The sequence below is a fragment of the Duganella sp. genome (genome assembly GCF_039595735.1).
Classification (GTDB): domain Bacteria; phylum Pseudomonadota; class Gammaproteobacteria; order Burkholderiales; family Burkholderiaceae_D; genus Rugamonas.
Genome location: NZ_JBCNLB010000007.1, coordinates 162787 through 188639, shown reverse-complemented (window position 1 = coordinate 188639; position 25853 = coordinate 162787). Strand labels below are relative to the sequence as shown.

Here is a 25853-nt window from a genome sequence, read left to right as displayed (position 1 = left end):
GAAGTGAATCTGCCTCCTATAGAATACGGCCTCGTTCAGCAGTTGTGACAAACGCTGATAAGTTTTCTGGGTGCTTAGCTCAGTTGGTAGAGCGGCGCCCTTACAAGGCGTAGGTCGGGAGTTCGACCCTCTCAGCACCCACCAGATAACTTATAAAAACGAATTGGAGCGGTAGTTCAGTTGGTTAGAATACCGGCCTGTCACGCCGGGGGTCGCGGGTTCGAGCCCCGTCCGCTCCGCCAATATTCCGAGGAAGGCCCGATGTTCGCATCGGGCCTTTTTCATTTCCGCCTCAGAATGTTGCTGTAAGCTGATTGGCAATGAAACATTCCTATCTCCACTTCCGGCTCCGGCTGGCGCGCCATGCGCTGCTGCAATTTGCGCGCAGTTTCCAAAGTTCGCTTGAATATATTTTGCTGGGCTTCGGCACGGTGCTGGTCGGCTTGCTGGCGATGATCGCCCTGCCCGGCATGTTTGCCGCCACGCAGCCTTGGCCTGAAGCACTCGGCCTGTTCGCCGGCCAGACCTTGCTGGGCAGCTTGCCGGTATGGCTGCTGCGCAAGCGCCTGCACCCGGCGGCCGTGCTGGCGTGGAGCCGTCCGCTGCCGGTGTCGCCGCGCAGCAAGTGGGCCGCCGACGCGGCGGTGGCCGGCATGATCGTCGGTCCGCTGAGCGTTGCTTACGCCATCTCTGCCGCCATCTGGCTGTACCAATGGCCCGACTGGCTGCGCCCTGTCGCCGCGCAAGCCGTGGCGCTGACTGTCGCCTCCCTGCTGCTGGCCTGGCTGCTCTCCACGCTGACACTGGCCCACCGCGCCCACCTTCCTGCCGCCCGCAAACCCGCTTCGCGCCGCCCCGCACCAAGCACCTATGTCCCCGCCACCGCCGCGCGCCGCGCTGCTGGTGTGGCCGCGATCGCCAGCGCCGCGCCCTCCGCCGCCGCGACCACGCCCCTGCGCGCGGCCGCATCGCGTCCCCATCTCGCGCTGGCTTACTACTGGAAGCAGCTTTTCTGGCTGCCGTTCTGGCGCGCGGAGAACGTCATTGGCGTTCAACAAACGCTGCTGCTGGCGGGCGCGCTGGGCAGCATCGCCGTCTGGCTCTGGCATCCGCCGGTAGTGCCGCCTGCGCTGTGGGGTGCCTGCGCCGCCCTGTTTACCATGCTGCTGACCGACCGCGGCGACAAAGCCGTCAGCGAACAAATCACCCTGCTGCGCCCGATCGCCGCACAGTGGCCGATGCACACCACGCACCTCTACCGCCTGGCCATCGGCTTCACCCTGCTGCCCGGCCTGTGCGTGCTGGGCTGGTTCACCCTGCTGACGCTGGGCCGCGCAGCCGCAGGCTACAGCCACACCGTCGCCGCCGTCTGGCTCTGTTTTGCCGCCATCGCCCAACTGGCGGTGGTCGCCCTGCGCCGCCTGAGCGTGCGCGGCCGCGTGGGCCTGGTGATCGGCGCCATCGTCATCCTGACCGCCATAGGAAGCGAATTATGGAACTAAGAATCGAACAACTCACCTTTGAATACGCCAGCCACCCGCTGTTCAACCAGTTCAACCTCACGCTGGGCAATGGCATCACCTGGCTGCGCGGTGAAAACGGCGCCGGCAAGACCACGCTGCTGAAACTGATCGGCGGCGCGCTCACTGCGCACAGCGGCAAGATCTGGCTGGACGACATCGAAATCCACACCCAGCCGCTGACCTACCGCCTGCGCTGCTACTACTGCGGCGGCGACACCCCGCAACTACCATGGCTGACCGTGCGCGAAGTGCTGGACATGCATGTCGCCCTGTATGCCGGCGCCGATCCCGAACGCCTGAACGCCGAACTGCAGGCCTTCCACCTGCTGCCCACGCTGGACCAGCCGGTCACCACGCTCTCGCTCGGCCAGCACAAGAAAATGCAGCTGTCGCTGGCCCTGTCGCTGCCGGTTGGCCTGCTGCTGATCGACGAACCCTTCAACGGCCTCGATGCCGATGCGGTAGCCTACCTGCGCCAGCAACTGGCGGCGCCGGAACGGCTGGCGCGCCAGTGCATCCTGCTGACCAGCCACCTCGATCCCAGCCTGCCACTGGTAAGCACATTGCAACTGTGATTTCTTAGCAACAAATATGCAGCTGGAGGGCAAAACCGGCGACAATAACAGTCACACCCTGTTCTCGCCCCTGGAGTTCCCTTGATTTTCGGTTTCCTCAAATCGCCCGAGCTGTCGCCGCGTTTGCTGCGCCTGAAAGAATCGGCCCTGTTCTCGTCGCTGACGCCGCTCGAACTGAAAATCGTCGACGGTCTGATGCATGAACGCCGCTACCTGGCCGACGAAATCATCTTCGACGAAGGCGAGGAAGGCCAGGCCCTGTATCTGGTCATGTCGGGCCGCGTCATCATCAGCCGCCAGCTGGGCGCGGGACGCGAAGTGGTGGCCGAACTGTCGGCTGGCTCCTTCTTTGGCGACCTGGCGCTGCTGGACAACTCGCCGCGCAACGCGCAGACGCGCGCGCTGGACAACTGCGAACTGGCCGTGTTCTTCCGCGCCGACTTCATGGGCCTGATGGATACCGACCCCGTGATCGGCTACAAAATCTCGCTGGCCCTGGCGCGCCACATCGGCCGCCGCCTGCGCGACTGGATGACCGGCAAGCCGCAAATCGAGGCGCTATGAATCTGCTGCCCTCCCAACAACGCGGCGGGCCGGTGGTCTGGAGCGGCATCATCGCCGCCACCTGCGTGCTGCTGTTCCTGCTGCAGCAAATGCTGTTCCTGGCGATTCCCTTCCTGCTGGGCATTGTGCTGTACTACATCCTGCAACCGCCGGCGCAGCGCCTGATCCGCATGGGCTTCAGCCAGAACGGCGCCACGCTGGTGGTGTGCGCCGTGTTCGCGCTGATCGTCGCGCTGGCGGTGATGGCGGCCGTGTTCTGGAAATCCTCGCCCGATGCCTCGTGGCAGGACATGCTGGGCATCTACCTGGCGGGCGGGCTGGAATTCGTGCGCCATACGCTGGTGGCGCTGGAGGAGCAGTTCCCCATCCTGCGCCAGGTACAGCTGGCCGACACCATCAACCAGCGCATGACCGAATTCACCGGCGACTTCCTGCAGTCGCACCTGACCGATATTCTGGTGTCGGTGCTGGAATGGCTGCCGTCGCTGCTGCTGGCGCCGTTCCTGACCTTCTTCTTTTTGCGCGACGGCCTGCGCTTCAAAAAGTTTCTGGCGCGCGCCGTGCCGAACGCCTTTTTTGAACGCACGCTGTGTCTGCTGCACGAAGTCGACCAGACCGCGCACCGCTACTTCCAGGGCCTGATCCGGCTGACCATGCTCGACACGGTGGTGCTGGCGTTCGGCCTGTGGGCGATCGGCGTCTCCTCGCCGCTGACCTTGGGTCTGATCTCCGCCGTGCTGGCGTGGGTGCCTTACGTGGGTTCGATCGTCGGCTGCGTGCTGGTGGTGATGGTGGCCTCCACCGATGCGCCGGCCAATCCCTCGGTGGCCTACCTGGCGATCGGCGTGTTCATCCTGGTGCGCCTGCTGGACGACTTCGTCTTCATGCCGCTGACTCTGGGCCGCAGCCTGCACATCCACCCCTTGATCACCGTGCTGATGATCTTCATCGGCGGCTCGGTGGCCGGCGTGGCAGGCCTGATGCTGGTGCTGCCGCTGCTGGGCGTGGTGATGGTGGTCGGCGAAACGCTCGGCCGCCTGATCACCGACCCGCGGCTGCGCGCGCGCCACCGCAACGCCATGGAACTGCGCGCCAAACAAGCCAGCTATGACCTGACCTCCTGACGTCCGGGCGGGCAGAGAACAGAGACAGCCGGTAAGCCGAGAGACCCAAGAGGCTCTTCGACGACTGGCCCAGCGCACAGTTCACCAGCGAAGAAATGCCGGCCGCATTGAACGCAGCCGCCGCGGAAATAAAAACGGGAGCCGAGGCTCCCGTTTTTATTTGCATTACGCCGTCATGGCGTGCTTGTCTGCCGACTCTTCCACCACGTCCGCATCGTCCGAACGGATCAAGTGGTCGAAGGCCGACAGGGCGGCCTTGGCGCCTTCGCCGGTGGCGATGATGATCTGCTTGTACGGCACCGTGGTCACGTCGCCGGCCGCAAACACGCCCGGCAGCGAGGTCTGGCCGCGTGCGTCAACTTCGATCTCGCCGTGGCGCGACAGGGCCACCGTGCCTTTCAGCCACTCGGTGTTCGGCACCAGGCCGATCTGCACGAACACGCCTTCCAGTTCCACTTTGTGCGCCACGTTGGTGTTGCGGTCGGTGTAGCTCAGGCCGGTCACTTTCTTGCCGTCGCCGTGGATTTCGGTGGTTTGGGCCGAGGTAATCACGGTCACGTTCGGCAGGCTGCGCAGCTTGCGCTGCAGCACCGCGTCAGCGCGCAGTTCAGCGCCGAATTCAATCAGCGTCACGTGATTGACCAGGCCGGCCAGGTCGATCGCCGCTTCCACGCCGGAGTTGCCGCCGCCGATCACCGACACGCGCTTGCCCTTGAACAGCGGACCGTCGCAGTGCGGGCAGTAAGCCACACCGTGGTTGCGGTATTCCTTCTCGCCCGGCACGTTGATTTCGCGCCAGCGGGCGCCAGTCGCCAGAATCACCGACTTGGCTTTCAGCACGGCGCCGGAAGCGGTCTGCACTTCCACCACTTTACCCACCGGCACCAGCTTGCTGGCGCGCTGGGTGTTCATGATGTCGACCTCGTATTCCTTGACGTGCTGTTCCAGCGCGACGGCAAACTTCGGCCCTTCGGTCTCTTTCACCGAAATGAAGTTTTCGATCGCCAGGGTGTCCAGCACCTGGCCGCCGAAACGCTCGGCCAGCACGCCGGTGCGGATGCCTTTGCGGGCGGCGTAGATGGCCGCGGCCGCGCCGGCAGGACCGCCGCCGACCACCAGCACATCAAACACCTCTTTCTTGCTCAGCTCAGCGGCGGCGCGCACGCTGGCATTGGTGTCCAGCTTGGCGAGGATTTCCTCGACCGAGGTGCGGCCCTGGCCGAAATGCTGACCATTCAGGAACATCATCGGCACGGCCAGGATCTGGCGCTCTTCCACTTCCTTGGCGAACAGGCCGCCGTCGATGGTGGTGACCTTGATGCGCGGATTAATCACCGACATGGCGTTCAGCGCCTGCACCACGTCCGGGCAGTTGTGGCAGGTCAGCGACATGAAGGTTTCGAACTCGTAATCGCCGTCCAGGTTGCGGATCTGCTCGATCACGGCTTCGTCAAATTTGATGGTGTGGCCGCCGACTTGCAGCAGCGCCAGCACCAGCGAGGTGAATTCGTGGCCCATCGGAATGGCGGCGAAACGCACGCCAATATCGGTGCCTGCACGGTTGATGCTGAACGACGGGGTACGCACGCCGGCTTCGGTGCGCTCCACCAGCGAGATCTTGTCGCTCAACTCGGCAATTTCGAGGAGCAGTTCTTTCATCTCACGGGCCTTGGCGCTGTCATCGAGCGCAGCGACCAGCTCAATCGGCTGTACCACCTTTTCCAGGTAGGCTTTCAACTGGGTTTTGAGGGTAGCGTCCAACATGATTTTTCTTCCTTTTCACAAATATTTAGGCGTATGCCGGGCCGGACGCCCGGTCCGGCATCGCGGTAACTACTTGTTTGCTGCAGTGTCGTTCAAGACTTAGATCTTGCCGACCAGATCCAGCGATGGGGTCAGGGTAGCTGCACCCTCGGTCCATTTGGCTGGGCATACCTGGCCTGGGTGCTCGGCAACGTACTTGGCGGCTTTCACTTTGCGCAGCAGTTCGGTGGCGTCGCGGCCGATGCCGTTGTCGTGCACTTCCATCACTTTGATGAAGCCTTCGGGATTGATCACGAAGGTGCCGCGCAGCGCCAGGCCTTCTTCTTCGATCATCACTTCGAAGTTACGCGACAGGGTGCCGGTTGGGTCGCCGATCAGCGGGTAGTTCACTTTCTTGATGGCATCCGAGGTGTCGTGCCATGCTTTGTGGGCGAAGTGGGTGTCGGTCGATACGCCGTACACGTCCACGCCCAGCTTGGCGAATTCAGGTTGTTGCTCGGCCAGGTCTTCCAGTTCGGTTGGGCACACGAAGGTGAAGTCGGCTGGGTAGAACATCAGAACGGACCACTTGCCTTTCAGGGACTCTTCGCTCAGGTCGATGAATTTGCCTGCGTGGTATGCGGTTGCCTTGAATGGTTTGATTTGGGTATTGATCAGGGACATTGTGGTTTCCTCGTTGGGTTGTGAATCATTGAGACGCCAGTTTAAGGGCTTTTACCCTATTTGCAAAATTGATTGTTCCAATAGTTTCAATTGGATTTGACTATCGATGCTGCAAACGGGATAGCATTATCCCTCGCTCTTTGACAAAGAGCACCACGCGATCGATGGGACGGGACGGGCTAGCTATTCGATATGCTTGTCAGCATAAGTCGTACGTAAAATGGCCGTATTGAAACGGTCAACTTGCCAGAGCACCTTGCGATAAAAATGAGGCATATCCGATGCGTTGGACAGGTGTGAGGTCAAGGCACGATGGTACTGGGCCGCATCGTCTTGATAGCTTTGGGTACTTCTATCGAATCCACTGTCGCGCAAGTGAGCAAAGATGTCGATTCCCGTAGGGCCATCTGGAAAGCGGGTCACCAGCGCTTGGATGACTTCCTTGCAGTGGGAGTTGGCTGGAAAATGAGACACTTCAAGTGCAGCATGGGCTGCTCTCACCTCTTTTGAAATAATACGAGGATAGTCAGCTACTTCACTTTCCAATTTGTATGCCTGGATGAATGCCAGCCCAAAAAGAACGGACGCCCCGCCTTTGTTTGGTTTATGAAGCGGTTTGCCGCAAGCGATGCCGCCGCGAGACAGGAAGCTTTTAGAAAGCCAATCCGATGATATCTGCCAACAGAAGAACAGGAGCAGTCCAAGTCCCAGGGGATTCTTCTTACACGAAGCAACGACACAGTCCGAAAATGACTGAACCATGAAGTCGAGATCAGCGGAGACCACATCTTTAGCCCGTACACGTGCGAGAAACGCATCCTGCACGGAAGAATGCCGTATATCCAAGGCATTGAAAATCAAGGATGGGCCAATCAAGGCGCTTTGGTGCTGGGATGCCGAAATCAGCTCCTTGAAGCCGAGGATATCGATGAAAGCAACGTATCGCTCTTCATACTCTGAAATAGGAGCATCATCCTCGCCATCATGGGCGATAGGATCTTCCTTTTCTGAAATATCGAAATCTAGGAAATCTCCTGAAGCAGCTGCACTTTCAAGCCGCTTTGAGGTGCTTTTTGAAGTAGCTTTGGATTTCTTCATCAGGAATGATTCTGCTTCGAGTGCTTTCGTCAAACACGGCCTGCCAAGGGCTGTCGGCCCTATGAGTGATGTCGACCAGGGTGCCGGCAGACATCGCCCCGAACTGCTTCAGGATAGACAGAATCACGTGGTTATGCGTAGAGTTTTCTTCAAGCAGCGGCCACGCAGCAATGAATTGGCTGTCCGGTTTAATAGGATTAGAGCCAAATATCTTGAGATCGTGGTACAGCGATTCCACGACCGGGCCATACTTCCACGCGGCAAATTCACCATCAATCAAAGGCGTGCCATATTTCGCCAACGACAATCCATGGGCAAGATAAAGCAGCTTATGTAATTTTAAATTGGTAAGTGGACAACCAAGCTCATCAGCTTTCTGGAGCATCGATTTTGCCACCATGCGAGGGGCGCTCATGGCCTATCCTTGTATGTATATTTAGACAGTATATACGATCACTTAACCGGATCAAGCTTTGCGTAGAAATGCATCGAACCGGGCGGCCGGCATGGGTTGGGCGAACAGGTAGCCCTGGCCATAGTCGCAGCCGGCGGCGGCCAGCAGGGCGCGCTGCTCGGGCGTTTCCACGCCCTCGGCAATCACTTTCAGATCGAGCTTGTGGGCCATGACGATGATCGCCTCGGACAAGGCCATGTCGCTGGAATCCGGCGCCAGGTTGCGGGTGAAGGAGCGGTCGATCTTCAGGTAGTCGATGTCGAACTTTTTCAGGTAGGACAGCGACGAATAGCCGGTGCCGAAGTCATCGAGCGCCACCTGGATGCCGGCGTCGCGCAGCTGCAGCAGGCGATTGCTGACCACGCTGCTGGCATCGAGCAGCAGGCCCTCGGTGATTTCCACCACCAGCGACTGGCCCGGCAGTTCCAGCGCCTGCAAGTGCTGCAGCCAGCCATCGTAGGAGCTGCCCTCGCGCTGGAATTCCAGCGGCGACTGGTTCAGGCTGACCTGGAAATCCGGATGGCAGTCGCGCCGCCATTGCTGCACCCAGCACGCCGATTCACGGAACACCCACTCGCCGATCTCCACGATCAGCCCGCTCGACTCCGCCAGCGGAATGAATTCCAGCGGGCTCACCACGCCGCGCTGCGGATGGTTCCAGCGGATCAGGGCCTCGGCCTTGTGGATGGCCCCGCTCGCCAGGTGCACGATCGGCTGGAAGTACAGCTCGAACTGCTCGCCCTTGAGCGCGCCGCGCAGGTCATTAGTCAGGCGCATGCGGCTGAGCGCGGCCACCTGCAGGGTCGGCGTGAAATAGCTGTAACGGTTGCGGCCGGCGCCCTTGGCCGCATACATGGCCTGGTCGGCGTGCTTGAGCAGGTTGTCGACGTCCAGCGCATCGTCCGGGTACAGGGTGATGCCGATGCTGGCCGAGACAAACGCCTGTTCCTGCCCCAGGTCAAACGGCTGCAGCAGGCGGCTGAGGATGTCCTGGGCGATGCGTTCCACATGGTCGGGCGCCTCCAGCTCGCACAGGATGACGGTGAATTCATCGCCGCCCAGCCGCGCCACCGTGTCCGACTTGCGCACGCAGGCGCTGATGCGCCGCGCCGCATCCACCAGCAGCACGTCGCCCTGCTGATGGCCAAGCGTGTCGTTGACTTCCTTGAAGTGGTCGAGGTCGATGAACAGCACGGCAATGCGCGACTGGTCGCGCTGGCTCTTGAGCATGTCGTGCGCCAGCCGGTCAAGGAACATGCGGCGGTTGGGCAGATGGGTCAGCGTGTCGAAATTGGCTTGCTGCCAGATCAGCGCCTCGCTCTGCTTCTTGGCGGTGACATCCTCGATCATGCACAGGTGGTGTGGATGGCTGCCGGCCTCGGTGTCGATGGCGTTGACCGAGACATCGATCCACGCCACGCTGCCGTCCGGCTTGAACAGGCGGCTGAGCGCCTTGAAGCTGCTGATCTGCCCGGTGGTCAGCAGCGCCATCTGCGCCTTGATCGGCACCACATCGTCCGGATGGCCGACTTCCAGCCAGCGCAGGGCGCGCAGCTCGTGCTGCGAGCGGCCAAGGATTCCCTGGTAACGGGCATTGATGTCGCGGTATTCGTAGCTGATCGAGTCGATCAGCGCGATGCCCAGCGGCGAGGCTTCAAACATGGTGCGGAAGCGCTGCTCGCCCTTGCGGATGGTTTCCAGCGCGCGCTTGCGCTCGCGCGCCAGCAGGCTGAAGTGAATTGCCGCGCCCAGCACCAGCAGCAGCGCCAGCGCGCCCAGCACGCGGTACAGCCACCGCAGATTGCCGCGCCCGGGGTCGAGCTGGTACATGAACCCATCAAAGCGGGCATGCTTGGGCAGCATGCCCAGGCTGGCATACACCTCGGCAATATGCTGCCAGCGGTCCGGGTTCATATAGCCGATTTCCACCAGCACTGGCTGCACCAGCGGCACCATCTGGCGCGCCTCGTACAACAGATGCTGGCGGTCCGCGCGGCGCGAATACTTGTTGAGGATGAGGTCGGCCGCCTCTTCATGGTGGCTCATCGCCCATTGCCAGCCGCGCATGCTGGCGGCGCGGAAGGCGCGCACCCGCTCCGGGTGGTTGGCCATCTCCTGCTCGCTGGTGAACAGGTTGTCGCCGTAAAAATCGATGCCGACCGCGCGCGGGCTGTAGATATCATAGGGAAAGCCCAGCCGGTCGAAGGTGTCCGGCTCGTTGGTGGTATAGATCGCCATGGCATCCACCTTGCCGTTGACCAGGTCTTCCGGATTGAAGCTGTGCTCGACGCGCTGGAAGCTGCTGGGCGGCACGCCCTCCTTGGTCAGGAAGGCCATCAGTTCGTCGGCGGTGCCGAGGTCGTCGGTCAGCGAGCCGATCATCGCCCGCTTGCCGATCAGGCGGCGGATGTCGGGATCGCTGCCGGTCTGACGCATCGCCAGCGCATACGGCGAATGCTGGAAGATCACGCCCAGCACCACCACCGGCTTGCCGGCCATGCGCGCCAGCAGCAGGCTGCTGCTGCCGGTGCCATACTCGGCCTTGCCGGCAATCACATCGCGCTCGGGGGCGTTGCCGTCCGTGCCTTCCAGGATGCGCACCTCCAGCCCGGCCTCGCGGTAATAGCCAAGCTCCTGCGCCGCGTAATAGCCGGCAAACTGGAACTGGTGCGCATGCTTGAGCTGCAGGGTGATTTTTTCCAGCGCCATGGCCGGCAGCGCCGCCAGCAGGATGACAGCGGCGGCACACAGCTGGGCAAGGGCGGAAGAGGGGAAAGCCATGGCACTAGTGTAGCGTATGCCATCGCGCCGGTACAAAAAGCAACGGACGGCCAGGCCGTCCGTTGTTGCGCTAAAAAGAAACGCTTAGTTGGGCACGTTCACCGGAATTGGCGACAGCACATTCTTGCCGTTGCCCAACTGGCCTTCCTGGTTGCGGCCCCAGCCCCACAGGGTGTTGTCGGTCTTCAGGCCAAAGCTGTGACCGGTGCCAACGCTGACCGTCACCCAATTGTTGCCGGTGCCGATCTGCACCGGCGCCAGCGCGTCGCCCAGGCCGTCGCCCAGCTGGCCCTCGGCATTCGAACCCCAGCCCCACAGCGTGCCGTCGGTGCGCACTGCCATGGTGTGGATCGCGCCGGCCGAGACCACCGCCCAGTTGTTGTCGGTGCCGATCTGGGTCGGTGCCGTCAGCGAGGTCGAACCGTTGTTGCCCAGCTGGCCGGAGCTGTTCAGGCCCCAGGCGTACAGGCCGCCGTTGGCGCTGATCGCCATCGAGTGTGCGGCGCCGGCCGACACCGCCGTGAAGGTCAGGTTGCCGATCTTGACCGGCGCGGTGACGTCGGTGCCGGTCGAAGCATTGCCCAGCTGACCGTCCGAGTTGCCGCCCCAGGTCCACAGCGAGCCATCTTTCTGGATGCCCAGTGAATGGCTGCCGCCGGCGGCGATGGCGATCCAGGTGGCGGTGCCGATCTTGGTCGGGGTCGATTTACCGATCGTGGTGCCGTCGCCCAGCTGGCCGTTCGCATTGCGGCCCCAGGCATACAGGGTGCCGTTGGTCTTCAGCGCCAGCACGTGGCCCTTGCCGGCCACCACATAGGCCCAGTCGGTATCCTTGCCGATGATGGTCGGGGTCGAGCGGCTGACCAGCTGGGTGGCGTCCACGCCCAGCTGACCGTTCTGGTTGTAGCCCCAGGCCCACAGCGTGCCGCCGGTGGAGGTGGTGCCGGTGCCGGCGCGGATGCCGACCGCGAACTGCTCGCCCACCGCCACCTGCTTCCAGGCGGTGGTGCCAGCGCCGGCATTGACCAGCACGGGCGCGTTGCGCGGGGTGGTGCTGCTGTCGCCCAGCTGGCCCCAGTTATTCTGGCCCCAGGCGTACAGATTGCCGTCCGCCTTGCGGGCGATGGTCTGGAAGCCGCCGGCCGAGACCGCGGTCCATGGCGCAGTAATCGTCAGGGTGATGCTGCCGACCACGCTTTCCTGGGTGGCGTTGATGGTTTCCGTGCCGACCGCCACGCCGGTCACCTTGCCGCTGCTGAAGATCTGCGCCACGCTGGCGCCGCCGCTCTTGGTGGTCCAGGTCAGGCCGCTGGCCGCGTTCAGCGCCTTGGTGCTGCCGTCCGAATAGGTGCCGGTGGCCGTGATGGTCTGGCTGGAGCCGATCGGAATTGTGCTGCTGGGGATGGCCAGGGCGATGCTTTTCAGGGTCGGGGTGGTGGTGGGCGTCGAGCTGCCCTTGTCGCCGCCGCCGCCGCAGGCGGCCAGCACGGCAAACAGCGGCGCCAGCAGCAGGGAGGAGAATTTAAAGTTTGTCATGATCGTCCAGTTCACAGAGAAGGTCTGCGGTGCGAGCAGTGTAACCCTGCGCGCCAGCTGCGCATCGCACGAGCAGACCTGAATTATCCACGCATTTGCGCCGATAAGGAAATTTACAACATTTCCCCTGAGAACGTCGATCTAAACTTCGCTTACTTCCGGCCGCGTCCGCCGCTGGCGGCTGCCGTGCGGCCGGGGTTGCCGCCCTTGGCCACCGGCGCGGCTTTCTTGACCTTGATGGTGTCCAGGATCGAGGGCTTGGCCTTGGTGTCGACCGACTGGCGCGCGGTCAGCGAGCCGGTCAGGGCATTGGCCTTGCCGCGCGTGCCCGCCATCGGCAAGCCCTTGCCGCCGCGCTTGTCGGCGCCCGGGGCCAGCATCGGCATGGCGCGCTTGCCCTGCGAGGCCTTGAAGTTTTCCTCGCCCGGCGTGTACGGCGGGATCAGGTGGCGCTCGCCGGTGCCGATCAGGTCGCCCCGGCCCATGTTGCGCAGGGCCTCGCGCAGGATCGGCCAGTTCTTTGGATCGTAGTAGCGCAGGAACGCCTTGTGCGCCTGGCGCTGCTTGAGGCTGCGCGGCGTGAACACTTCCTCCGAATCGTCGGTCACCTTGTGCAGCGGATTGCGGCGCGAGTGGTACATGGCGCTGGCCATGGCCATCGGCGTGGGCATGAAGGTCTGCACCTGGTCGAGGCGGAAGTTGTTCTTCTTCAGCCACAGCGCCAGGTTCAGCATGTCCTCGTCGGTGGCGCCCGGGTGGGCGGCGATGAAGTACGGAATCAGGTACTGCTTCTTGCCGGCTTCCAGCGAATACTTCTCGAACAGCTGCTTGAACTCGTCATAGGCGCCGATGCCCGGCTTCATCATCTTGCTCAGCACATTGGTTTCGGTGTGCTCGGGCGCGATCTTCAGCAGGCCGCCGACGTGGTGGGTCACCAGTTCCTTGACGTACTCGGGCGACCGCACCGCCAGGTCGTAGCGCAGGCCCGACTGGATCAGGATCTTCTTCACGCCCGGGATTTCGCGGGCGCGGCGGTACAGCTTGATCAGCGGATTGTGGTTGGTGCCCAGGTTGACGCAGATCGACGGGTATACGCACGACAGGCGGCGGCAGGTCTGCTCGATTTCCTTGTCCTTGCACGACAGGCGGTACATATTTGCGGTCGGGCCGCCGAGGTCGGAAATAATGCCGGTGAAGCCCTTGGTCTTGTCGCGGATGTGCTCGATCTCGCGCAGGATGGACGGCTCGGAACGGCTCTGGATGATGCGGCCCTCGTGCTCGGTGATCGAGCAGAAGGTGCAGCCGCCAAAGCAGCCGCGCATGATGTTGACCGAGAAACGGATCATTTCCCACGCCGGGATATTGGCGTTGCCATAGCTGGGGTGCGGCGCGCGGGCGTAGTTCATGTCGTAGACATTGTCCATCTCGTCCATCTGCAGCGGCAGTGGCGGCGGATTCATCCACACGTCGCGGTCGCCATGGCCCTGCACCAGCGCGCGCGCGTTGCCCGGGTTCGATTCCAGGTGGAACACGCGCGAGGCGTGCGCATACATCACCGGATCGTTGCTGACGGTTTCAAACGACGGCAGGCGCACCACGGTCTTGTGGTGTTTTTCCAGTTCCATGGCGCGCCGTTCTTCGCGGCTCATGATGCGGATCGGCTTGACCACCTCGGCCTTGGGCTCGACCATGGCCGGATTGACTTCCTCGGCCGGCTTGTCGCCGCCGTTGTCGGTGGCGCAGGTTGGCGAGCTCGGGTTCACCATCAGGTATGGATCGACATGCTTGTCGATCTTGCCCGGGGTATCGACGCGGGTGGAATTGTGCACGCCCCAGTCCTCGCCCGGCATCCAGCCGGCCGGCACCAGGAAGGCGGTGCCGCGCAGGTCGCGGATGGTCTTGATGTGCTCGCCCTCGGCCATGCGGCGGGTCAGGTCGACCAGCGCGCGCTCGGCGTTACCGAAGATCAGCATGTCGGCCTTGGACTCGAACAGCACCGAACGGCGCACCTTGTCCGACCAGTAATCGTAGTGGGCGATGCGGCGCAGCGACGCTTCAATCGAACCGATCACCACCGGCGTGCCGGGGTAGGCTTCGCGGCAGCGCTGGGCGTACACCGACACCGCGCGGTCCGGGCGCTTGTTCGGTTCGCCGTTGGGCGTGTAGGCGTCGTCCGAGCGCGGCTTGCGGTCAGCGGTGTAGCGGTTCACCATCGAGTCCATATTGCCGGCGGTGACGCCGTAGTACAGGCGTGGCTTGCCGAGCGCGCGGAAGGCGTCGGCCGACTGCCAGTCCGGCTGGGCGATGATACCGACGCGGTAGCCGTTGGCTTCCAGCAGGCGGCCGACCAGGGCCATGCCGAAGCTCGGGTGGTCGATATAGGCGTCGCCGGTCACCAGGATGACATCGCACTCGTCCCAGCCCAGATCGTCCATCTCTTGACGGGACATCGGCAGGAAAGGCGCAACGGGAGCGCGTGCAGACCGCTTCGGGACGGCCGCAAATAAATTGGTAGGGGGATTCATGGGGCGGTATTGTACCGGAAATGCGAGCGCTACGCTCACCGCCAAATAAATTTTCTTTTACTATTCAATCACTTGCAAGAAATGATGTCAGTCTCACATTGATTTGGCCGGGATCTTTGCTATAACGGAAAGGCGGCAGCACACTTCTGCCAGCAATCGCCGGTGTTTGAGTAACACTGGCCGCCCGGGGACCTGGCTTCCCCGGGTTTTTCGTTTTCAGATCCCCATATTCGACAGGATGGTGCCCAGCTCGCGCAGGGCCGGCTCCAGTTGCGGATGCTTGACGGCAAACTTGGCCGACAGCTCCTGCGAGCGTTCGGCCAGGCCAAAGGTGGTGGTCTCACCCGGGGGCGCTTCGCTGCCGCGTTCCAGCAGCGCCTTGATGTCGCTGTCCAGCTGCAGCAGCAATTCCTGCAATTCCTCATCCACCGGGCCGGCTTGCGCCAGCCGCGCGTGCAGAGACTTGAGCGATGCTTTCAGGTTGCCTTCCATGGTGAGTCCTCGGTCGTTGTGCCCATTGGAGTATATCTTACTCGGTCAGGCCGCGACGCTCCAGCAGCGGTTGGATCTTGGCATCGCGGCCACGGAAGTTGCGGTACATCTGCATCGCGTCCAGCGTGCCGCCCTTCGACAGCAGCATTTTGCGGAAGTAGTCGCCGTTCTTGCGCAGCATGCCGCCGTTCTCGATGAACCAGTCGACCGCGTCGGCGTCCAGCTTCTCGGCCCACACATAGCCGTAGTAGCCGGCCGAGTAGCCGCCGGCGAAGGTGTGCGAGAAGTAGGTGGTGCGGTAGCGCGGCGGCACCGGCGCGTAATCGATGCCGGCTTCCTTCAGCGCGGCCGCTTCAAAGCCCAGCACGTCGGTTGGGATCTGCGACACGCCCAGCTGGTGCCACTTCTGGTCCAGGATGGAAGCGGCCAGGTATTCGGTGGTGCGGAAGCCTTCATTGAATTTCTTCGACGCAATCACCTTGTCCAGCAGCTCTTTCGGCATCGGCGCGCCGGTCTGGTAGTGCTTGGCGTAATTGGCCAGCACGTCCGGCCAGACCGACCACATCTCGTTGACCTGGGATGGGAATTCGACGTAGTCGCGCGGCACGCGGGTGCCGGAGAAGCGCGGGTATTTCACGTTCGAGAACATGCCGTGCAGCGCGTGGCCGAACTCGTGGAACATGGTGCGCAGTTCGTCGTAGGTCAGCAGGGTCGGCTCGCCCTCGTTCGGCTTGGGAATGTTGAGGTGATTGGCCACCACCGGACGGGTGCCCATCAGCGACGATTGCGACACATAGGCATTCATCCAGGCGCCGCCGCGCTTGTTGGAGCGGGCATAGAAGTCGGCTATGAAGATGGCCAGCTGCTTGCCATCGGCGTCAAACACGTCAAACACGCGCACGTCCGGGTTGTACACCGGCAGATCCTTGCGCTCCTTGAACGACAGGCCGTACACCTTGTTGGCGGCAAAGAACACGCCATTGGTCAGCACATTGTTGAGTTCAAAGTAAGGCCGCAGTTCGTTGGCGTCGAAGTTGAAGCGCTCGGCCTTCACCTTGTCGCTGTAGAAGGCCCAGTCTTGCGCGGCCAGCTGGAAGCCGCCGTTTTCCTTGTCAATGACCTTCTGGATCTCGGCGCCTTCTTTTTTGGCGTTGGCCACGGCAGGGCGGGTCAGCTCGGCCAGGATCTTGTTGACGGCGTCGGTGTCGTGCGCGGTCTGGTCGGCCAGCGCGTAGGCGGCAAAGTTAGGATAGCCCATCAAGGCGGCTTTTTCTGCGCGCAGCTTGACCAGCGACAGCACCACTTGCGTGTTGTCGAACTTGCCGCCATGGCTGCCGCGCGCCAGCGACAGCGCCATCAGCTTCTCGCGCACGGCGCGGTTGGTCAGCACCGCCAGATTGGCCTGGCCGGTGGTGTTCACCACCGGGATCAGGAATTTGCCCTCCAGGCCCTTGGCCTTGGCGGCGGCGGCAGCGGCGTCGATCGCCTTGTCCGACATGCCGGCCAGTTCTTCACGCGTGTCCACCACCAGCGCCGAGGCGTTGGCTTCTTCCAGCACGTTCTGGGCGAAGGTGGTTTGCAGCTTGGCCAGTTCACCGTTCATGGCTTTCAGCTTCTGCTTGTCGGCATCCGACAGCTGGGCGCCGGCGCGCACGAAGTCGGTGTGGTAGCGTTCCAGCAGGTACTTGGATTCGGCGTCCAGATGCAGCTTGTCGCGCTTGTCGTACAGCGATTTGATGCGGGCATACAGCTTGCCGTTCAGGCGGATCGCGTCGTTGTGCGCGGCCAGTTTCGGCGACAGCTCGCGCTCCAGCGCCTTGAAGGTGTCGTTGGTGTTGGCGCCGGACAGGTTGCCGAACACGCTGGAAACACGCGACAGCAGCTGGCCCGATTTTTCCATGGCGACGATGGTGTTATCGAAGGTGGCCGGCTTTTTGCTGTTGGCGATGGCCTCGATTTCAGCGGCCTGCTGGCGCATGCCTTCTTCAAACGCCGGCGCGTAGTCTTCGTTCTTGATCTTGTCGAAGGCCGGATAGCCAAACGGCAGGGTGCTTGGCTTGGCGAACGGGTTCGACGCCGGCAGCAGCGAGGCTGGCTCGGCGTGGGCGATGCTGAAAACCGCTGCGACGCTGGCCGCGATGATGATGTTGGTGTGGTTCATGCAATTATCCTTATAAACTATTTATATTATTTCAGGCCACGGCGATCCAGCAGCGGCTCGATCACAGGATCGCGGCCACGGAAATTGCGGAACAAATTCATCGCATCGTCGGTGCCGCCGCGCGACAGCAGCTTGGCGCGGAACCAGTCGCCGTTCTTGCGCTGCAGGCCGCCGTTTTCCTTGAACCATTCGACCGTGTCGGCGTCCAGTTTTTCCGACCACAGATAGGCGTAATAGCCGGCCGAGTAGCCGCCGGAGAAGCTGTGCGAGAAGTAGGTGGTGCGGTAGCGCGGCGGCACCGGCGCGAAGTCCACGCCCATGTCTTTCAGCGACTGCGCTTCAAAGCCCAGCACGTCGGTCGGGATTTGCGCGGGGGTCAGCTGGTGCCAGCGCTGGTCCAGCAGCGAGGCCGCCAGATATTCGGTGGTCATGAAGCCCTGGTTGAATTTCTTCGACGCGATCACCTTGTCCAGCAGTTCCTTCGGCATCGGCGCGCCGGTCTTGTAGTGTTTGGCGTAGTTGCTCAGCACCGCCGGCCACACGGCCCACATCTCGTTCACTTGCGATGGATACTCGACGAAATCGCGCGGCACGCTGGTGCCGGAGAAGCGCGGGTATTTCACGTTGGAGAACATACCGTGCAGCGCGTGGCCGAACTCGTGGAAGGCGGTCTTCACTTCATCGTAGGTCAGCAGGGTCGGCTCGCCGGCAGGGGGCTTTGGAATGTTGAGGTGATTGGCCACCACCGAGTGGGTGCCCAGCAGCGACGACTGCGAGATGTACTCGTTCATCCAGGCGCCGCCCTGCTTGTTGGAGCGGGCGTACATATCGGCCAGGAAGATGGCCAGCTGCTTGCCGTCGGCGTCAAACACGTCGAACACGCGCACGTCCGGGTTGTACACCGGCAGATCCTTGCGCTCCTTGAAGGTCAGGCCGTACAGCTTGTTGGCGGCGTAGAACACGCCGTTGATCAGCACATTATCCAGCTCGAAGTAAGGCTTGAGCTGGTTCTCATCGAAGGCGAAGCGCTGCGCGCGCACCTTGTCGGTGTAGTAGGCCCAGTCGGCGGCGCCGATCTGGAAGCCGCCTTTTTCGGCGTCGACCACGGCTTGCAGATCGGCCGCTTCCTTCCTGGCGTTGTTGACGGCCGGCTTGGCCAGTTCGCTCAGCAGCTTGTTGACCGACGCGGTGTCGTGCGCGGTCTGGTCTTCCAGCGAATAGGCGGCGAAGTTGGCGTAGCCCAGCAGGGTGGCTTTCTCGGCGCGCGCCTTGGCGATCTTCAGCACCAGCTCGCGGCTGTCGAATTCACCGCCACGGCTGCCGCGCGCCAGCGACAGCGCCATCAGCTTTTCGCGGGTGGCGCGGTTGGTCAGTTCAGCCAGCGGCGGCTGGCCGCTGGTGTTGACCACGGCCACCAGGAATTTGCCGTCCATGCCCTTGGCCTTGGCGGCCGCTGCGGCGGCGTCGATGGCGGCGTCGCTCATGCCGGCCAGTTCGGCGCGGCTGTCCACCACCAGCGCCGAGGCGTTGGTTTCCTTCAGCACGTTCTGGGTGAAGGCGGTTTGCAGTTTGGCGATGTCGCCGTTGATGGCCTTCAGCTTTTCCTTGTCGGCGGCCGACAGCTGGGCGCCGGCGCGCACGAAGTCGGTATGGTAGCGTTCGAGCAGGTGCTTCGATTCCGCGTCCAGCTTGAGCGACTCGCGTTTCTCGTACAGCGACTTCACACGCGCCCACAGTTTTGGATTCAGGAAGATGGCGTCGCTGTGCGCGGCCAGCTTGGGCGACATTTCGCTGTCGATGGCGTCCAGCTTGTCGTTGGTGTTGGCCCCTTGCAGGTTGTAGAACACAGTCTGCACGCGGGTCAGCAGCGCGCCGGATTTTTCCATCGCCACGACGGTGTTGTCGAAGCTCGGCGCGGCCTTGTTGTTGGCGATGGCCTCGATTTCCTTCAACTGCTGGCGCATGCCTTCATTGAAGGCCGGGATGAAATGCTCGTCCTTGATCTTGTCGAACGCCGGGTAGTGGAACGGCAGGCTGCTGGCAGTGGCCAGCGGGTTGCCGGCCAGCTCGGCGGCCGGTGCGGCCAGAACGGTTTGCGAGAACGCCACGCCCAGCGCGGCGGCAATGACAAGCATGTGAGGACGGTTCATAGGTATCTTTCTCAGGTGCTGGAAAAATGCTGGCGCGCGGACAGGCGCAGCATGAAGCCGACGATCATAGCAGGGGAATTACGCGCGAGTCACCCGCAAAACGTGCTGCACTGCAATTGATTGGAAACCGCCGTGGTTTTCCAAACATTGCTTGGTGAAATTGGTATTTGAGCGTGGGATACTAGTGACTCTGGCAATTTCACCGTGGAAACGCACCGGCGCTCAGGACTTGTAACGCGACTCGATACGGCGGTCCGGCAGGAACCAGATCACGGCCACCAGCACGTACACCGCAAAGCCCAGCAGCGGGTAGAAGAACGACAGCGCGACGCCCACGAGATAGAGCAACATCGACACCTTGCCCTTGCGATCAGTGCCAAGCGCGGCCTTCACGGCCTCGTTATTAGCCTCCAGGCAACGCACCAGGAGCAGGTAGGCGAAGCTGGACATGAACAGCACAAAGCCGTAGCAAGCCAGCGGCACGGCGGCGAAATGGTGCTCGCCGACCCAGCTGGTGACAAACGGAACCAGCGACAGCCAGAACAGCAAATGCAGATTGGCCCACAGCACGCCGCCGGTGGTCTTGGTCACCGCGTGGATCAGGTGGTGATGGTTGTTCCAGTAGATCCCGACATAGATGAAGCTCAGCACGTAACTGAGAAACACCGGAAACAGCGGCGCCAGCGCCTCGAATTCCGCGCCATGCGGCACCTTCAACTCCAGCACCATGATGGTGATGATGATGGCGATGACGCCATCGCTAAACGCTTCCAACCTGCCCTTGCCCATGCCTGCTCCTCATAAAATTTCCGCAAGCTTAACTGACCTGCCTCAATTGTGCGAGCTATGCTCCGCGCCGGCGTGAGGGTAAAGTGCAGAAGCGAACGCCAAGGAGCCAGACATGAACGGCGATAATCAATCTCAGCAGGAACACCATCATATCGCCGAGCGCGTAGCGCACCTTGAGACAGCGGTTCGTTATCAAGGCAAGGCCATAGCGGAGCTCCGCGAAGACATGCCGGCCGGCTTCGTCCGCACGGAAGCCGAGCTGGTTCGCGTGCACGAACAACTCACGAAAATCCGCACCACGGATTTTCGTATTCTCTTAAGCATCAGCCTCACCACCGCCCTCGGCACCTTGGGCATCATCGTCAGGATGCTCGGCTGGTTCCAATAGTTTTACTCACGGATTTCCGGTTCCACCAGCTGGGCCAGCAGGGTCAGCGACTCTTGCCAGCCAAGGTAGCAGGCTTCCGCCGGGATGACGGCGGGCACGCCTTCCTGCACCACATGCATCTCGACGCCGCAGAACACTTCACGCAGGGTGATGGTGGTTTGCATCTGGCCCGGCAGGTTGGGGTCGTCGAATTGCGCGCTGTAGCGCAGCTTGCGGCCCGGTTCCAGCTCCAGGTACTCGCCGCCAAAGGAATGACTGCCGCCGGTGGTGAAATTGGTGAAAGACATGCGGTATTTGCCGCCCACCCTGGCGTCCATCTCATGTACCGTGCCGTAGAAACCGTGCGGCGGCAGCCATTTGGCCAGCGCGTCGGGGTGCAGGAAGGCGCGGTACACGCGGTCGGCGGTGGATTTCAGTACGCGGTGCAGCTGGATCGTATTGGTCGTCATGATCGATTCTCCTGAAAGTCAGAGGACATCCCTCTCCATCCTACGACGAACCAAGGTAGCGCAAATCGACACCGGCGGACAAGATAGACAAATTACCATTTTCGCAATAATATCGTTCACCTCAATACAACATCCTGCCTCCCCATGCGCCTGCTCGCCCCGATTCTGCTGACGATGATCGCCCTGAATGCCAGTTACGCTGCCGAGGCGCCAGTCAAGACAGCAGCGACCGTCAATTTCAAAACCTGCGACAAGCCGGAATGGCCGAAAGAAGCGCTGCGCAAGGAGCAGACCGGCACCGTCACGCTCGGTTTCCTGATCGGTGACGACGGCAAGGTCATCGATGCCGTCGTGCGGAAGTCGAGCGGTTTCCCCTTGCTCGACGAAGCGGCCATCAACGGCATCAAGCGTTGCCAGTTCATTCCGCAAACCCTCAATGGGGTGAGCTTCAGCAGCTGGACCCGCCTGCAATATGTCTGGGTTCTCGATACGCCGGAAATAGCCAAACGCACCGTCGCCGATGCCGAAACCTACCGCACGGCCGCACTGGCCGGCGACGCCGGAGCGCTGTACAAGCTGGCGCGCATTTACCGCGATGGCATCGGGGTCCAGCACGATGCCGAACACTACGCGAAACTGCTGCGCACCGCCGCCGCCAACGGCAATGCGGAGGCTGAAGCCGAGCTGGCCGGCAACTACCTGTATGGCCAGGCCGGCATCAACAAGGATGCGGCGCAGGCCATGGCCTGGTATCAGCGTGCCGCCAGCCACGGCCATGCTTACTCCCAGCTGCGGATGGCGAACACCTATGACACGGCCAAGGCGTCTGCGGCTGACCTGGCGCAGGCGGCTGACTGGTATCGCAAGGCCGCCGGGCAGGGCAACCACGACGCCGCTTACAAGCTGGGGCAATTTTACGAACAGGGACGCGGCGTCGCGCAGGATTATGCCGAGGCTGCCATCTGGTATCGCCAAGGCGCGGAAGCTGGCCACGCGGCCTGCAGCTACGGCCTCGGCACGCTCTATCTGCGCGGCCTGGGCATGGAGCGCGATCCGGCGCAAGCGGCGCTGTGGTTCCGCAAGGCCGCCGATCAACGCCTGCCGTCGGCCGAGGCGGCGCTGGCCAATTTGTATTTCAGCGGCGCCGGTATCCCGCAAAACGATGCCGAAGGCGTGAAATACCTGCGCCGCGCGGCCGTGGCCAGCAATATTAGCGCCATGCGCCAGCTGGGGCAACTGCTGGCGCAAGGTGTCCATGTGCCAGCCGATCCGGCCGAAGCCGCCGTCTGGCTGGACAAGGCGGGGCGTTTAAGCAACATGCTGCCGGAAGCCGAAACCTTGCGCCTCGGCGACTGGTAATTCACAGCTCGGCTACACTGCGGTCTGCGAACCATCAACCAGGGAAACACGAATGGAAAACTATGCGGAACTGCTGGAGACACTCACCCAGCAGGAACAGGAATTGCAATTTACCGCTTTCAGCAGCGACACCGCGCTGACGCTGGGCTTGAAGCTGATTGAACTGGCCAAGGCCGGCGGCAAGAGCATCACGATCAATGTCACCATCAATGGCAAGGTGCTGTTCCACCACGCCATGCAGGGCGCTTCGGCCGACCAGGCCGACTGGATCCGCCGCAAGAACAATGTGGTGGCGCGCTTTGGCCGCTGCTCGTTCTACGTCGGCATCGACCACAAGCATCGCGGCGTGGTGTTCGAGGACATCCGGTATCTCGATCCGCGCGACCATGCGGCCAACGGCGGCGCCTTCCCGATCACCCTCAAGGGCACCGGCATCATCGGCACTGTCACCGTGTCCGGCCTGCGCCAGGCGGAAGATCACGCGCTGGTGGTGCAAGCCCTGCGCGCGCTACTGGCCTGATCAGTAATGCGGCGGCCGCTCGTGCGGCAGCTGGCCGCCATTGTTTTGCGCCAGATTGCGGATGTGCTGCAGCAGCGAGGCGCACATCTGCTCCAGCTTGCCGATCTGCTGTTGCTGCTCGTGGATGCGCTGGCTCAGCGAGTCCACCATGTCCTCGGCGTACGCCAGCTTGATTTCAATGTCGATGAAGCGGTCTTCGGTATTGCTCACGGTCTTACTCCTGCCAGAAAGCAGGCATTGTACCGCCCTTACTTGAGGTAGACCCCGCCGCACACCACCATGTCGTCCTCGGGCACGCAATACATGGTCTTGGGCTCGATCTTGCCGCTGACCGGGTTGGTGAATTTGTAGTCTTGCCAGAACGGCTTGTTTTTCTTGGCCAGCTCAACCCGCTCCTTGATGAAGTACTTGCCGTCGACGTCTTTAATCTCCATCAGGTTCTTGCCGATCATCTTGCCGTTGGCGCCATGCGCACGCACCGTGCCGTCCAGACCATACACCACCAGGTATAAATCGCGATCGGTGAACTGGCCGTCTTTCTTGCTGACCTCGGCGTACAGCTTGTCCTTGCCGTTGCCCTTCAGGTACTTGAGGGCCTTGCCGACCATGGCCTCGGCTTCGGGCTTGGTCACCACGTCTTGCGCCTGCGCCGCCGGCAGCAGCACACAGGCCAGCACGAAAGCAGCGAGAGATTGCACACGCATTATCACCTCCATCGGTATCGGGCCGGATCAGCCCGATTTGATGCTAGCACAGCTTAGGACTTCGGGGTGGCTAAAAGTTCCTTCATGCGTGCCAGCCGCTCCTTGGGCGTCAGCACCTCGGATTCCATCGGCGGCGCCGTCCCCTCGTCCAGCTTCATCTCCTTGATGAAGCGCGACGGGTCGCAGTGCACCTGCTCGCCGGCGCGCTTGCGCTTCTTGCACCAGGTGATGTGCAGGGTGCGCTGCGCGCGCGTGATGCCGACGTACATCAGGCGGCGCTCCTCCTGCACCCGCGCCGCGATCGATTCGGCCGGCGCATCGGCGTCGCCCTTGTGCGGCAGGATGCCTTCCTCGCAGCCGACCAGGAACACGTGCGGATATTCCAGCCCCTTGGAGGCGTGCAGGGTCGACATGCGCACCGCGTCCGGGTCTTCATCCTGCCCTTCCAGCATCGACATCAGCGCCACCATCTGGGTCAGCTCCAGCACATTCTTTTCCTCGCCGTCGCGGTCCTTGCCGCCGCGCCCGCGGTCCTTCAGCCAGTTGACGAATTCCAGCACGTTCTGCCACTTGCTCTGGGCCGCGCGCTCGTCAAACATATCGTATAAATAGTTTTCGTAGTTGATGGCTTCCAGCAGATCATCCAGCACCTGCGCCGCGTTGTCGCCGCTGCCGGAGGGGCCGGGACGGCTGGCGCGCGACTCCAGGTTGTTGATGAAGTTGCAGAAGTCGCGCAGCGGATTGAGCTGGCGGTCCTGCAGCAAGCCCTCGATGCCGCCCTTGAACACTGCCTCGAACAGCGAGCAATTCCACTGGGCCGAGAACGTGCCCAGCGTCTCCAGCGTCGACTGGCCGACGCCGCGGCGCGGCGTGGTCACGGCGCGGATGAAGGCCGGATCGTCGTCGGTATTGGCCAGCAGGCGCAGGTAGCTGATGATGTCCTTGATCTCGGCCTTGTCGAAGAAGGACTGGCCGCCGGAAATCGTGTACGGAATGCGCTCCTTGCGCAAGGCCTGCTCGATGATACGCGCCTGGTGGTTGCCGCGATACAGAATCGCGTAATCCGACCACTTGTTCTTGCGGGTGAAATGGTCGACCGAGATCAGCATGGCCACCTGGTCGGCCTCGGCATCTTCGGTCGGCATGGAAGTCACCTGGATCGGCTCGCCCAACCCGTGTTCCGACCACAGCGATTTCTCGAACAGCTTGGGATTGTTGCCGATCACCGCGTTGGCCGCCTGCAGGATGCGCGTGGTGGAGCGGTAGTTCTGCTCCAGCTTGATCACTTCCAGGTCGGGGAAATCGGTCTGCAGGGTTTTCAGGTTTTCCACCGAGGCGCCGCGCCAGGCGTAGATGGCCTGGTCGTCGTCGCCGACGGCGGTGAACATCGGCTTCTTGCCGATGCCGGTCACCATCAGCTTGACCAGTTCGTACTGGCAGGTATTGGTGTCCTGGTATTCGTCCATCAGCAGATAGCGCAGGCGGCGCTGCCACTTGTCGCGCACATTCTCGTGATTGCGGAACAATTCCACCGGCAGCCGGATCAAATCATCGAAGTCCACCGCCTGGTAGGCCGACAAGGTGGCGACATAACTGGCGTACACGCGCGCCGACTGCGCCTCGTCCTCGTCCTTGGCCTGGTTGAGGGCCTGCACCGGATCGATCAGGCCGTTCTTCCACAGCGAAATGTCGGTCTGGATGCGGCGCACCACCTGCTTGTCGGTGGTGAGCGCCATGTCCTGGATCAGCGAGCCGCAGTCGTCGCTGTCCATGATGGAAAAGCGGTCTTTCAAGCCCAGTTCGTTGCATTCCTGGCGCAGGATCTTCACGCCCAGCGAGTGGAAGGTGGACACGGTCAGCTGCTTGGCCTGTTTTGGCTGCTTGAGCAGCTTGGCGATCCGTTCCTGCATCTCCAGCGCCGCCTTGTTGGTAAAGGTGAGGGCGGCGATGGTGCGCGGATCGTAGCCGCGGTCTTCGATCAGGTGGGCAATTTTCTGCGTGATCACGCGCGTCTTGCCCGAGCCGGCGCCTGCCAGCACCAGGCAAGGGCCGTCCAGGTAGGTGACAGCCTGGCTCTGCGGCAAATTAAGGCCGAATACTGGAACTTTGGTGGACATAGCCCCATATTGTATCAGTCGCCGGGGCCGCTACTGAGCTGCCGCATGAAGCGCTTGTGACATTTGCGTTACCATGCGGTGATCCAGGCCCCGGCCTAACCTTATATTGGTTGCAAT

At 62.2% G+C, this 25853-nt stretch carries 22 protein-coding genes and 2 tRNA genes; 9 read left to right on the top strand and 15 right to left on the bottom strand.

All coding sequences use genetic code 11. The annotated features are described in order from the left end of the window. Positions 1–68 precede the first annotated feature (68 nt). The 6 genes from ABDW57_RS15275 (at position 69) to ABDW57_RS15250 (ending at position 3786) form a co-directional block, all read left to right on the top strand. Positions 69–144 (top strand) — tRNA-Val (locus ABDW57_RS15275). A gap of 21 nt (positions 145–165) precedes the next feature. Further along, positions 166–242 (top strand) — tRNA-Asp (locus ABDW57_RS15270). Between the two features lie 78 nt (positions 243–320). Then, positions 321–1502: a hypothetical protein gene (locus ABDW57_RS15265; RefSeq protein ID WP_343731029.1), complete on the top strand. Its 1182-nt coding sequence runs from the start codon at positions 321–323 to the stop codon at positions 1500–1502. Next, positions 1493–2098, top strand: a complete 606-nt coding sequence (locus ABDW57_RS15260) for an ATP-binding cassette domain-containing protein (protein WP_343731028.1) — start codon at positions 1493–1495, stop codon at positions 2096–2098. The genes ABDW57_RS15265 and ABDW57_RS15260 overlap by 10 nt, the downstream gene beginning before the upstream one ends. A gap of 81 nt (positions 2099–2179) precedes the next feature. Continuing rightward, positions 2180–2662: a cyclic nucleotide-binding domain-containing protein gene (locus ABDW57_RS15255; RefSeq protein ID WP_343731027.1), complete on the top strand. Its 483-nt coding sequence runs from the start codon at positions 2180–2182 to the stop codon at positions 2660–2662. Continuing rightward, entirely contained in the window at positions 2659–3786 is a 1128-nt protein-coding gene (locus ABDW57_RS15250; protein WP_343731026.1) for an AI-2E family transporter, read from the top strand. Before ABDW57_RS15255 ends, ABDW57_RS15250 begins: the two co-directional genes overlap by 4 nt. A 165-nt stretch (positions 3787–3951) precedes the next feature. On the opposite strand, the gene ahpF is transcribed toward ABDW57_RS15250, so the two are convergent. From ahpF to ABDW57_RS15195, 11 genes are all read right to left on the bottom strand, one after another. After that, the gene (ahpF, locus tag ABDW57_RS15245; protein WP_343731025.1) at positions 3952–5550 is read right to left on the bottom strand and encodes an alkyl hydroperoxide reductase subunit F; all 1599 of its coding nucleotides are present in this window, start codon (positions 5548–5550) and stop codon (positions 3952–3954) included. 99 nt (positions 5551–5649) lie between these two features. Further along, positions 5650–6213, bottom strand: coding sequence for an alkyl hydroperoxide reductase subunit C (gene ahpC, locus ABDW57_RS15240; RefSeq protein WP_176646969.1), 564 nt, complete (start codon positions 6211–6213; stop codon positions 5650–5652). Between the two features lie 183 nt (positions 6214–6396). Continuing rightward, positions 6397–7311 carry a hypothetical protein gene (locus ABDW57_RS15235; protein WP_343731024.1) on the bottom strand — a complete coding sequence of 305 codons (915 nt, stop codon included), beginning with the start codon at positions 7309–7311 and terminating at the stop codon, positions 6397–6399. Beyond that, on the bottom strand, positions 7265–7726 hold the full coding sequence (locus ABDW57_RS15230) for a type II toxin-antitoxin system antitoxin SocA domain-containing protein (protein WP_343731023.1): 462 nt from the start codon (positions 7724–7726) through the stop codon (positions 7265–7267). The genes ABDW57_RS15235 and ABDW57_RS15230 overlap by 47 nt, the downstream gene beginning before the upstream one ends. Before the next feature lie 51 nt (positions 7727–7777). Continuing rightward, complete coding sequence (locus ABDW57_RS15225; RefSeq protein ID WP_343731022.1) at positions 7778–10546, bottom strand: EAL domain-containing protein; 2769 nt, start codon at positions 10544–10546, stop codon at positions 7778–7780. A gap of 84 nt (positions 10547–10630) precedes the next feature. Then, complete coding sequence (locus ABDW57_RS15220; protein WP_343731021.1) at positions 10631–12082, bottom strand: Ig-like domain-containing protein; 1452 nt, start codon at positions 12080–12082, stop codon at positions 10631–10633. A 152-nt stretch (positions 12083–12234) separates the two neighbouring features. Continuing rightward, positions 12235–14532 carry a YgiQ family radical SAM protein gene (locus tag ABDW57_RS15215; protein WP_343731020.1) on the bottom strand — a complete coding sequence of 766 codons (2298 nt, stop codon included), beginning with the start codon at positions 14530–14532 and terminating at the stop codon, positions 12235–12237. A gap of 291 nt (positions 14533–14823) precedes the next feature. Continuing rightward, positions 14824–15099 carry a DUF4404 family protein gene (locus ABDW57_RS15210; protein ID WP_343731019.1) on the bottom strand — a complete coding sequence of 92 codons (276 nt, stop codon included), beginning with the start codon at positions 15097–15099 and terminating at the stop codon, positions 14824–14826. A 37-nt stretch (positions 15100–15136) separates the two neighbouring features. After that, positions 15137–17260 (bottom strand): M3 family metallopeptidase, encoded by a 2124-nt coding sequence (locus ABDW57_RS15205; RefSeq protein WP_343731018.1) that lies wholly within the window; start codon positions 17258–17260, stop codon positions 15137–15139. 26 nt (positions 17261–17286) lie between these two features. Beyond that, positions 17287–19410, bottom strand: a complete 2124-nt coding sequence (locus ABDW57_RS15200) for a M3 family metallopeptidase (RefSeq protein ID WP_343731017.1) — start codon at positions 19408–19410, stop codon at positions 17287–17289. 222 nt (positions 19411–19632) lie between these two features. Further along, positions 19633–20199, bottom strand: coding sequence for a TMEM175 family protein (locus tag ABDW57_RS15195; RefSeq protein ID WP_343731016.1), 567 nt, complete (start codon positions 20197–20199; stop codon positions 19633–19635). A gap of 112 nt (positions 20200–20311) precedes the next feature. Between ABDW57_RS15195 and ABDW57_RS15190 the strand changes: the two genes are divergently transcribed. Continuing rightward, entirely contained in the window at positions 20312–20587 is a 276-nt protein-coding gene (locus ABDW57_RS15190; protein WP_343731015.1) for a hypothetical protein, read from the top strand. 2 nt (positions 20588–20589) lie between these two features. Here the strand turns inward: ABDW57_RS15190 and ABDW57_RS15185 are convergent, their stop codons facing one another. Continuing rightward, entirely contained in the window at positions 20590–21036 is a 447-nt protein-coding gene (locus ABDW57_RS15185) for an SRPBCC family protein (protein WP_343731014.1), read from the bottom strand. Positions 21037–21180: 144 nt separating this feature from the next. On the opposite strand from ABDW57_RS15185, the gene ABDW57_RS15180 reads away from it, so the two are divergent. Continuing rightward, a complete protein-coding gene (locus tag ABDW57_RS15180) occupies positions 21181–22395 on the top strand; it encodes a TonB family protein (RefSeq protein ID WP_343731013.1) in 1215 nt (404 codons plus the stop codon). A 52-nt stretch (positions 22396–22447) separates the two neighbouring features. After that, positions 22448–22915: a heme-degrading domain-containing protein gene (locus tag ABDW57_RS15175; RefSeq protein ID WP_343731012.1), complete on the top strand. Its 468-nt coding sequence runs from the start codon at positions 22448–22450 to the stop codon at positions 22913–22915. Here ABDW57_RS15175 and ABDW57_RS15170 read toward each other — a convergent pair whose 3' ends face one another. From ABDW57_RS15170 to ABDW57_RS15160, 3 genes are read right to left on the bottom strand one after another with little or no spacing between them, the layout of a single operon-like run. After that, entirely contained in the window at positions 22916–23125 is a 210-nt protein-coding gene (locus ABDW57_RS15170; protein WP_343731011.1) for a SlyX family protein, read from the bottom strand. 38 nt (positions 23126–23163) lie between these two features. Beyond that, entirely contained in the window at positions 23164–23619 is a 456-nt protein-coding gene (locus tag ABDW57_RS15165; protein ID WP_343731010.1) for a cache domain-containing protein, read from the bottom strand. A gap of 53 nt (positions 23620–23672) precedes the next feature. Continuing rightward, on the bottom strand, positions 23673–25736 hold the full coding sequence (locus tag ABDW57_RS15160) for a UvrD-helicase domain-containing protein (RefSeq protein WP_343731009.1): 2064 nt from the start codon (positions 25734–25736) through the stop codon (positions 23673–23675). Between the last annotated feature and the right edge of the window lie 117 nt (positions 25737–25853).